Annotated in this window: 4 protein-coding genes and 1 pseudogene; all 5 read left to right on the top strand. The window is 46.0% G+C overall.

Features of this window, described 5'->3' with window-relative positions:
- Window positions 1-168 precede the first annotated feature (168 nt).
- The 5 genes and pseudogenes from NSB25_RS28710 (at window position 169) to NSB25_RS28690 (ending at window position 5,152) form a co-directional block, all read left to right on the top strand.
- Window positions 169-816 carry a CHC2 zinc finger domain-containing protein gene (locus NSB25_RS28710; protein WP_103242733.1) on the top strand — a complete coding sequence of 216 codons (648 nt, stop codon included), beginning with the start codon at window positions 169-171 and terminating at the stop codon, window positions 814-816.
- Window positions 782-2,125, top strand: a complete 1,344-nt coding sequence (locus NSB25_RS28705) for a virulence-associated E family protein (RefSeq protein WP_103242730.1) — start codon at window positions 782-784, stop codon at window positions 2,123-2,125. The genes NSB25_RS28710 and NSB25_RS28705 overlap by 35 nt, the downstream gene beginning before the upstream one ends.
- Window positions 2,126-2,210: 85 nt before the next feature.
- A complete protein-coding gene (locus NSB25_RS28700; protein WP_103242731.1) occupies window positions 2,211-2,444 on the top strand; it encodes an excisionase in 234 nt (77 codons plus the stop codon).
- Window positions 2,445-2,564: 120 nt separating this feature from the next.
- Window positions 2,565-3,764 (top strand): annotated as a pseudogene (locus tag NSB25_RS28695) (integrase DNA-binding domain-containing protein).
- Window positions 3,765-4,096: 332 nt separating this feature from the next.
- Window positions 4,097-5,152 (top strand): PDDEXK nuclease domain-containing protein, encoded by a 1,056-nt coding sequence (locus NSB25_RS28690; RefSeq protein WP_103242732.1) that lies wholly within the window; start codon window positions 4,097-4,099, stop codon window positions 5,150-5,152.
- The last annotated feature ends 105 nt before the right edge of the window (window positions 5,153-5,257 follow it).

The raw sequence follows: 5,257 nt of genomic DNA, 5'->3' as shown, positions 1-5,257 counted from the left end.
CACCTCTCATTTTGATGTCTCTATTATAACACAAATACCCAAATATGAGAAGTAATAAATCAATAAATAAGACAGGTGTAAATCCTGTCTTATTTATTGATTATACCCAAAGTTCAGAAAGAACCGAGAATGTCAGGTGCTTTTTTCATTATCAGGAGGGAACGCCTATTGAACGTATTTGAAGCCGTGAAACAGTCCGTCACCACAAGGCAGGCTGCGGAGCGTTATGGAATCAAAGTAAACCGGAACGGGATGTGTGTCTGCCCGTTCCACAACGACAAGAACCCAAGCATGAAGGTTGACCGCCGTTTTTATTGCTTCGGCTGCGGAGCCACCGGGGACGTGATTGATTTCGTTTCCCGGCTCCACGGGATCGGGAGCCGGGAAGCCGCCCTTGTGCTGGCGCAGGACTTCTCCATCCCCTATGAGGACGGGAGGAACGCCGGGAAGGAACCTATCCGGCCACGACTGCGGCGGGAAACAGAGGAACAGAAATTGAAACGCATGGAGCGGCACTGTTTCCGGGTGCTGTCCGATTATTACCATCTCCTGCGCCGCTGGAAGGAGGAATACGCCCCACGCCAGCCCGATGAAGCATGGAACCCACGGTTTGTGGAAGCCCTGCAGAACATGAGCCGGGTGGAATACCTGATGGACGTGCTTCTCTCCGGGGATATTCAGGAGCGGGCGGCGCTTATCACAGGACACGGAAAGGAAGTGAGGAACCTTGAAAGACGGATGGCAGAATTTACCGCCCCAGATACGGCAGGAAATAGCGAACATGGCAGACAGCACCGAGTCGCCCCGGAGCGTTGAGGAAGTGAAGGCCATGCTGGAAACCACCGAAAAAGGCGGTTTTCGCAACAGCATGAGCAACTGCCTGACCGTGTTCCAGTGCGACCCGCTCCTTTCCGGTGCGGTTGCCTACAACCTGCTGACCGACCGCACCGATATTTTAAAACCAATCGGCTACAAAAGAACTGCCGGAAGCCCCATGACCGACACGGACATGAAATATATCCGGCTGTATCTGGAAAAGACCTATGGCCTGACAAGCGAGAAAAAGATACAGGACGCCGCCGCCCTTGCCGCCGATGAGAACAGCTACCACCCTGTCCGGGATTATTTAAACGGCCTGACATGGGACGGAACCGAACGGATACGCTCCTGCCTGCGTCACTTTCTGGGAGCCGGTGAGGACGAGTATACTTTCCAATCCCTGCGCCTGTTCCTGTTGGGAGCCATCCACCGGGCATTTTCCCCCGGCTGCAAGTTTGAAGTCATGCTCTGTCTGGTGGGCGGGCAGGGAGCCGGGAAGTCAACCTTCTTCCGCCTGCTGGCAGTCAAAGACGAGTGGTTCTCCGATGACCTGCGGAAACTGGACGATGATAACGTATACCGGAAGCTGCAAGGCCACTGGATAATCGAGATGTCGGAGATGATTGCCACGGCAAACGCCAAGAGCATAGAGGAAATCAAATCGTTTTTGAGCCGCCAGAAGGAAGTCTACAAGATACCCTATGAAACCCACCCGGCAGACCGCCCAAGGCAGTGCGTGTTCGGCGGCACGTCCAACGCCCTTGACTTCCTGCCCCTTGACCGTTCCGGCAACCGCCGCTTCATCCCCATACAGGTATGCCCGGAACAGGCGAAAACACACATCCTGAAGGACGAAGCCGCTTCCAGAGCCTATCTGAACCAGGTATGGGCGGAAGCGATGGAGATTTACAAAAGCGGCAGATGGAAGCTAACATTCAGCCCGGAAATGGTGCGCCATCTAAAGGAACACCAGCGGGACTTCATGCCGGAGGACACCAAGGCCGGTATGATACAGGCTTTCCTTGACAGCTACCCCGGCGATACCGTCTGCTCCAAGCAGCTTTACAAAGAAGCCCTGAACCATGACTTTGACGAGTCGAAACAATGGGAGATACGGGAAATCAACGAGATAATGAACCAGTGCGTCACAGGCTGGAATTATTTCTCCAACCCCCGGATGTTCGCCGGGTACGGCAGGCAGAAAGGATGGGAACGGGAACAGGCGCCAACGGACAACGGCAACGGTGCGGAAAAAATCCCGGAGGGATTTACGCCGGTGCCGGAGCAGATGGAGCTTCCATTCTGAAAAATCCGGGCAAGGACAGCCCGTTGCCGGACTTCGTTGCCGACCCTCCCTGTCTGGCCTTTTCATGTATGGAGGACAACTGACTATGGCAAATAAAAAATTGAATGTTGATGAAAAAAATTATTCAGATATTCCGGTCTGGCGTAGATATACGCTGACCATTGAAGAAGCAGCCGGATATTATCATATCGGGGAAAGAAAGCTGCGAATGCTCATTGACACACATCCCAATGAAGATTTTTATGTGATGAATGGAAACAGGGCTTTGATTAAACGTGAGAAATTTGAACGATATTTAGACCAGGAAACTGCTGTATAAAAAAATCCTGAAAAAGAACGGCAGATTGCCTGAATCCTATGATAAAGCTATACGGAGAGTCAGATTTGTGGTATGATAATTCTGCAAGTCTGACTCTCCTTCTTTGAAAGGAGAGATTCTATGAGTGAGAAAAGAAGAGATAACCGTAATCGTATTTTGCGTGAGGGCGAATATCAGCGCTCAGATGGGAGGTATCGGTTCCATTATATTGACGAGGACGGAAAAGAGAAAAATGTTTACAGTTGGCGTTTGGATAAGAATGACCCAATGCCGAAAGGCAAGAAGCGGGAGCCTTCATTGAGAGAGAAAGAAAAGCAGATTGAAGCGGATTTGTTTGACCACATCGTAACCAATGGCGGCAATTACACGGTGCTGGAGTTGGTGGAGAAGTATGTGTCACTGAAAACAGGGGGTCGCCACAACACGGTTGCCGGATATAAGACAGTCATTAACGTCTTGAAAAAGGAAGCATTTGGCAGGCAGCGTATTGATAAAGTGCGTTTATCAGATGCAAAGGCGTGGCTCATTAAGCTTCAGCAGGTGGACGGCAGAGGCTATAGTTCCATTCACTCTATCCGTGGCGTTCTCAGACCGGCATTTCAGATGGCTGTAGATGATGACCTGATTCGTAAGAATCCATTTGGATTTGAGCTGGCATCAGTTATTGTCAATGATTCTGTTACCAGAGAAGCGATTACCCGGAAACAGGAAAGGGATTTGCTCAAGTTTATCAGGGAAGACAATCATTTTAGTAGATATTATGACGCAATCTGTATCCTCTTTCAGACGGGACTTCGTATTTCGGAGTTTTGCGGACTGACAATACCTGATATTGAGTTTGGAGAAATGCGTATTAAGGTAGACCATCAGTTACAGCGCACATCCCAGATGGAATATGTGATTCAGGAGCCGAAAACAGAAAGTGGTGTCCGCTATGTTCCTATGACAGAAGAAGTGGCAGCGTGTTTTCGGAGAATCATTGCTAATCGGGAAACACCGAAAGTTGAGCCTATGGTAGATGGCTATATCCGTTTCTTATGTTTGGACAAGAACGATATGCCTATGGTTGCGCTTCACTGAGAGAAGTATATGGAGCATATCATCGAAAAGTACAACAAGATTTACCGTATCCAGATGCCAAAAGTAACCCCTCATGTATGCAGACATACCTTTTGTTCTAATATGGCGAAGTCGGGGATGAATCCGAAGACCTTACAGTATATCATGGGGCATTCGGATATCAGCGTAACATTGAACACCTACACCCATGTGAATTTTGATGACGCAAAAGAGGAACTGCCGCGAATGGCAAACTCTTAAAAAAGCCCGTTGGCAAAGCCGCTTACTTTACCAACGTATTTACCAATTTTGCAGGGACAAGTATGAGAAAGTATGAAACGATTTGAGAAAATACTTTAGAAACATATAGTATCGGAATCGTTCAAAAAGCCTGTAAAATCAACGATTTCACGAAGCAGAAAGGCACTTACTACACCACTACTATACCATTTACATTTGGATAAGAGCCTTGATATGGCAAAGGAAAGTGAAAATGAGATGAACTTTGCATTATCGTAGAATTTTTATGGATATTTTGTTATGATACAAATTGGGTAGACGGTTTCTGCCCAATTTAACTGGGAGGATATTGCATGGAAAATATCGTGACAGGTGATTTTTTCGATAGGGTATTAGAAATTCTAAAAAAAGCCAGAGAACAAGCAAAAATGGCATTAAATATTTCTATGGTCTATTCTTACTATGAAGTAGGACGGATGATTATAGAAGAAGAACAAAATGGGAAACAGAGAGCTGAATATGGGAAAGCCATTCTTAAAGAATTATCAAAGCGTTTGACAGAGAGCTTAGGAAAAGGATTTTCTGTGGAGAATCTGAAATTGATGCGTAGATTCTATGTAGTATATTCCCAGGATCAAATTGGGCAGAACGTGTCTACCCAATTTGAAAACTTACCTGTGACAAAAGAGGGAAGGAAATTTTTCCTGAGCTTTTCGCACTATGTATCACTTATGCGTATTCAAAATATAGATGAACGTCATTTTTATGAAATTGAGGCGGTTCGGAACGGATGGGGAGTAAAGGAATTGGGAAGACAATATGACAGTGCATTGTACGAACGGTTAGCATTGAGCAGAGATAAAGAGGGCATAGAACGATTATCAGCGGAGGGACAAATAATTGAAAAACCCGAAGATTTACTGAAAGATCCATATGTATTGGAGTTTACAGGTTTACCGGAACTTGCGAAATATTCAGAATCGGATTTAGAAACTAAGATAATTGATCATTTACAGGAGTTCCTGCTGGAATTAGGACGAGGATTTACTTTTGTTGGACGGCAGGTAAGATTCACTTTTGAAGATGAACACTATAGAGTGGATTTGGTGTTTTTTAATCGTTTGTTGCGTTGCTTTGTACTCTTTGACCTAAAAATTGGTCGATTAAAGCATCAAGACATAGGACAGATGCAGATGTATGTAAACTATTATGACCGCAAGGTAAAACTGGAGGATGAAAATCCGACAATAGGAATCCTGTTATGTAAAAATAAGAATAACGCAGTAGTAGAGATGACTTTACCGGAAGATAACAGTCAGATATTTGCAAGTAAGTACCTGACCGTATTACCTAGCAAAGAAGAATTGAAAAAGTTGATGGAAAGTGAGGTAGTGTCAAGTAATCTATGAAAAAGCGAGCCGAAAAAAATAAGCTCAAAAGAACCTTGAAAATTGCAGATATAGGTAGTTTAAGACCTTGGGGCCTTGCCCCAAACCCCACAAGGGACCCGTCCC

Source organism: Acetatifactor muris (assembly GCF_024623325.1).
In the GTDB taxonomy this organism is placed as follows: Bacteria; Bacillota; Clostridia; order Lachnospirales; family Lachnospiraceae; genus Acetatifactor; species Acetatifactor muris.
Note: the sequence above shows the minus strand (reverse complement) of the source record. Positions and strands in the feature narration are given on the sequence as shown.